Source organism: uncultured Zoogloea sp. (assembly GCF_937894855.1).
GTDB classification, from domain to species: domain Bacteria; phylum Pseudomonadota; class Gammaproteobacteria; order Burkholderiales; family Rhodocyclaceae; genus Zoogloea; species Zoogloea oryzae.
In genome coordinates this window covers 1-4,612 of record NZ_CALAYQ010000067.1, presented here as the reverse complement: position 1 = coordinate 4,612, position 4,612 = coordinate 1, and the positions used below count along the sequence as shown (strand labels likewise).

Genomic DNA, 4,612 nt, shown 5'->3' with positions numbered 1-4,612 from the left:
GCAACACCCAGGGCGTGCTCGACGGCGACCTGGACGGCTTCATCCAGGCCAGCCTCAAGCAGGGCGTCTGAAAAGCATCTCTTGCAAGGAGTTACCGATGCGTCTTTCCAAACTCGCAATCAGCCACTACAAGAGTCTTAGCAATATTGAGCTGAACGAAATTCAGCCGATCACGGTTTTGGTCGGATGCAACGGCGTTGGAAAAAGCAACATCACCGACGTGCTGCGTTTCCTGCGCGATGCGGTCAGTCAAGGTCTCGACCATGCAGTCAGTACCCGTGGAGGCATCGGCCTGATAAGGCAATACTCACCCAGCAAGCCCTTCCGCATTACTTTCGAGTTTGGCTTTGTGGATGACGAACACCCCGAAACAAACGCTGAATATAACCTTTCGATCACCAGCTTACGCGAAGGTGATTTCCGTGTGGAACACGAATCAGCCCGATGGGGAGAAGCCACCGAGTTCTACATTGACGACGAGGGAGTGATTGAGAGACAAGACATCAAGAGTGCATCATTTTCACGCAACGCAGACGGAAAAGTGCGGTTTACAATCGAAGGAGAAGTAATCAACCTTCTCAGCCGAAGCGAATTTCCGCCCGACGGCCTGGCTATTGGTCAACGTTTCTTTTCAGATCAAATTGGCGTCAGCGGAAGTTTCGGGGGAGTCGAGCTAAGAGACTTTATTAGCAACATCCGCTTCTCATCTGTTTACCCAAACACACTACGGCAACCAGCACACCCAGACACCGACCCACTATTGAAGGAAAACGGTGCAAACTGGTCATCAATCCTTCGCAGCCTTCGAAGAACGACTCGTGGCAAGCAAGCCCTTGAGCAGATCAAGGAAATGATGCAAGTGGTCATGCCCCAACTCGAAGATATCTCCACTCAAGCAGTCGGCGGCTTTATCCATCCGCGTTTCAAAATCAAGGAGCGGAATGGTAGGTCGCACTATTTTGACCCATCTCAGATATCGGACGGAACCCTCCGCATTCTCGGAATTCTGCTCGCACTCTATAGCACCCCGCATGCCAGCCTAATGGTTATAGAAGAACCCGAGCAAACGGTAAATCCTGCTCTACTGGCGATATTAGTCGATGCATTCCGGGAGGCATCTGAGCGCACCCAACTATTTATCACCAGCCACAGCCCACATTTGGTTGATTTTTTTCCTGTTGAGAATATTTGCGTCGTCACAATGAATGACGGCGAAACACAAATTTCCGAAGTTCGAGCAAGCCAACAGGCGGCTATCAAAGATCACCTGCTAACGCTGGAGCAAATTATGTCTGCGGAGGGACTGTTACCGGAGGATAGGCAATGAGACGTCTACTCACGATTGTAGAGGGGGACGGAGATGTCCGAGCTATTCCAGTGCTGATTCGTCGCATACTAGCGGAAAATGAAGTCTTCGACGTAGTAGTTCTTCCGACTCAACGCCGCGGAGAATACCCAACCGTCTCTAAACATTTCGACACTTTCTTTCTCGCTGCAACAAAGGAGAATGCCCCTATCCTCTGGGTTATGGATTTCGATGCCAAGGGCTACGAATGCCCTTACGCGGAAGCAAACAAACTAATTAATCGAGCGCTAGTGCTGCGCCCTGGATGGCCAGTAAAAATCGCCTTCTTGGTCAAAGAGTACGAAAGTCTCTTTCTCTACGACGAGAACGCAACCCGCCGGGTTTTTTCGGATATTGCGAAACAGGTTGAGTTCCCAGCAAACCCTCAGGAGATTAGAGGCGCCAAAGAATGGTTGAGCGCACATCGACCGCGAGGCATGGCTTACAAAGAGACTGTTCATCAAGAGAAGATTACAGCTCACCTCGACTTGAAGCTGTTGCGTGAGCGTTGCCGCGATTTCGTCCATCTAGAGAAAGCTACGCTTCACCTAGTTGATTCCGAGATTCCCAACTAACGTGCGAATCCTCCTGTATCTCAGCTCCCTTCTACTGCTGCCAGTCGGCGTCGGCATGCTCGTCATGACCATTGCCCTTGAAGACCAGCCGCTGGTCACCGCCAGCGACGAAGTCTCGGCCGCTTCAATCTCCCGCGCCCGGGACATCCTGCGCCGCAACGACCCACGCCGCCTCGCCCCCAACACCACCCGCGACGTGCGCCTCGCCGGCAGCGATCTCGAAGCCCTCCTCAACTTTGCCGCTCGCCGCGGCATCCGCGGTGCCGCCAGCCTCGACCTGCGCCAGGGCGGCGCCGACGTGCGCTACACCGCCACCCTTCCGCGCCTGCTGGCCGATCTCGGCGTCGGGCGCTTCGTGAATGTCGAGGCCAGCCTCGGTGCCAGCGGCGGCAGCCAGATCGACATCGAGCAGGTGCGCATCGGCCGCATCCCGCTGCCCGGCGCGCTGTTCGAGGCGCTGCTTGCGCAGTACATCCGCCACACCGATCTCGCGCCCGAAGTCGCGCTGCTCAAAAGGACCATCTCGAAGGTCGCCATCACCCCGGCCGACGTCACCGTCACCTACGTGTGGCAACCCGAGCTCCTCGACTCCGCCCGCAACCTCGCCCTGAGCCCGGCCGACCAGCAGCGCCTCGCCGCCGCCCAGCGACTGTTTGTCGACACCCTCGGCCACGCCGCGCCTGGCAGCCGCAAGGTCGCCCTGGCCGACGTGCTTGGCCCGCTGCTCCAGCAAGCCAGCCAGCAGCCGGGCGCCGACCGCGCCCAAGCCTACCGGGACGTGCTGCTGGTGGCCGCCCTGCACCTGTCCGGGCGCAACATCAGCGTGCTCATCCCCGACGCCACCCGCTGGCCCAAGCCCCGGCCGGTCACCCTCACCCTGCGCGAGCGGGGCGATCTCGCCCAGCACTTCGTGATCTCCGCCGCCATCGCCGCCCAGGCCGGCGCGCCCCTCGCCAAGGCCATCGGCCTCGACAAGGAGATCGACGACGCCCAGCGCGGCAGCGGCTTCTCCTTCGTCGACCTCGCCGCCGACCGGGCCGGCACCCGCCTCGGCCAGCTCGCCGCCCGAAGCCCCGAGCGCCTCGCCGCCGCGGTCGCCGCCGGCCTCACCGACGCCGCCCTGCTGCCGCCCATCGACGGCCTGCCCGAGCACATGATGGCCGACGAGTTCCGCCGCCGCTTCGGCAGCCCAGAGGCGCCCGCCTACCGGCAGATGAGCGACGAAATCGACCGCCGCATCGCCGCCCTGGCCCTGTTCCGCTAAGCCCAGGCGCGCCCATGTCCGACGTCCGCCCCGACAGCCACCTCCACGAGTTTCTCGCCCCCGGCGTCGCCGCCGACGACGTGCCCGAGCTCGCCCCGCTGCTCCACGCCCGGCCGCTGCTGGCCGCCTTCAGCACGCTGTTCCACGGCAGCGAGGCCGAGGTGCTGATGCGCCTGATGGTGCTGCGCGAGATCGGCCGCGAGAGCGAATCCCCCCGCTGGAGCCCGGATCAGCTCCGCCAGCGCTTCGCCTTCCTCGACCCGGTCAAGCTCGAAACCGCCCTGCGCCGCCTGCGTGGCAATGGCCTGCTGGAGATCGGCGAGGACAACCTCTACGCCCTCTCCGACATCGGCCGCAACGCCGTGGCCGCCATCGGCATGTTGGTCAGCTTCAGCGCCGAGGACGACCTGGAGCTGGGCTTCCTCACCGCCCAGCTGGCCGGCCTGCAGGCGGTGGGCAGCATCACCCCGGAAGCCCTCGGCCACCTGCTCGGCAAGCTCAATGATCTCGCCTGGCACTTCGAGGACGCCATCGCCTCGGGCTCCGAGTTCCGCATCGCCGACGCCCGCCGCAAACTGTCGGCCAACATGCGCTGGATCGAGAAGGGCACGGCCGTGCTGCGCGAGCTGCTGGCCGACCCCGAGGTGCCCTTCGACCTCGCCCGCGTCGCCCAGCGCATCGGTCTCGCCCAGTCGCGCCTCGCCCGGGTCGATGCGGCCTTCCAGCGCGCCGTGAACAAGATCGAAGCCCAGCGCGTCACCCTCGGCGGCTCGGGCATCTCGTCCAGCGACGTGGCCCGCTGGCTGCGCAGCCTGGATGCCCGCAAGCTCGCCGTCCTCATCGACGGAGCCCTCGCCCCGGCGCCGGAGCTCACCCTCCTCGCCGGCGGCCACGAGATCCTCGACCGGGCCGAACTCACCCTCTCCGAAGAAGCCCGCCAGATCGAGGCCGACACCGCCCTGCCGCCCCCCGAGGACGCCCCCTCAAACCGCGCCCCCGAGGCCGAAGACCTGCGCCTCCTGCAGCACTTCAGCCAGCGCCTGGCCAAACTGGCCGAGCCCGGAGCAGAGCCCGCCAGCCTCGCCCGGCTGGTGGCCGGCGGTGGCTTCCCGGCCTCCAGCTACCGCCTGTCGCTGCTGGCCCTGCTGGCCGATGGCGGCGATGGCGAATCCGGGAGTGCCGGCCCCACCGACGGCCCCATCGGCGAGTTCATGCGCCTGCCCCTCGACGTGCTGTTCGAAGCCGGCATGGTCAAGGTCGGCGAGGACGAGATCGCCCGCATGTCCGCCGGCCTCGTCGGCGCCCGCGGCAGCCTGCCCGCCCCCGAAGCCATCCCGGTCCTCGCCGACCCCGACGAACCCCACGCCCCCCAAGCCTGATGGAACAACAGATCCGGACCCTCACCGCCCGCCTGCTGGCCAGCCGCAG

Annotated in this window: 4 protein-coding genes; all 4 read left to right on the top strand. The window is 63.4% G+C overall.

Features of this window, described 5'->3' with window-relative positions; genetic code table 11:
- The first annotated feature begins 97 nt into the window (after window positions 1–97).
- Entirely contained in the window at window positions 98–1,327 is a 1,230-nt protein-coding gene (locus tag Q0672_RS08685; RefSeq protein ID WP_298621626.1) for an AAA family ATPase, read from the top strand.
- On the top strand, window positions 1,324–1,920 hold the full coding sequence (locus Q0672_RS08680) for a DUF4276 family protein (protein ID WP_298621625.1): 597 nt from the start codon (window positions 1,324–1,326) through the stop codon (window positions 1,918–1,920). Before Q0672_RS08685 ends, Q0672_RS08680 begins: the two co-directional genes overlap by 4 nt.
- Window positions 1,921–1,984: 64 nt before the next feature.
- Window positions 1,985–3,184, top strand: coding sequence for a hypothetical protein (locus Q0672_RS08675; protein WP_298621624.1), 1,200 nt, complete (start codon window positions 1,985–1,987; stop codon window positions 3,182–3,184).
- Between the two features lie 14 nt (window positions 3,185–3,198).
- Window positions 3,199–4,563, top strand: coding sequence for a hypothetical protein (locus Q0672_RS08670; RefSeq protein WP_298621623.1), 1,365 nt, complete (start codon window positions 3,199–3,201; stop codon window positions 4,561–4,563).
- Window positions 4,564–4,612: the final 49 nt, after the last annotated feature.

What these genes read in the sequence shown, in the direction of transcription:
- Q0672_RS08685 (WP_298621626.1), top strand. Translation starts at nt 98, where the DNA reads ATGCGTCTTTCCAAACTCGCAATCAGCCACTACAAGAGTCTTAGCAAT.
- Q0672_RS08680 (WP_298621625.1), top strand. Translation starts at nt 1,324, where the DNA reads ATGAGACGTCTACTCACGATTGTAGAGGGGGACGGAGATGTCCGAGCT.
- Q0672_RS08675 (WP_298621624.1), top strand. Translation starts at nt 1,985, where the DNA reads ATGACCATTGCCCTTGAAGACCAGCCGCTGGTCACCGCCAGCGACGAA.
- Q0672_RS08670 (WP_298621623.1), top strand. Translation starts at nt 3,199, where the DNA reads ATGTCCGACGTCCGCCCCGACAGCCACCTCCACGAGTTTCTCGCCCCC.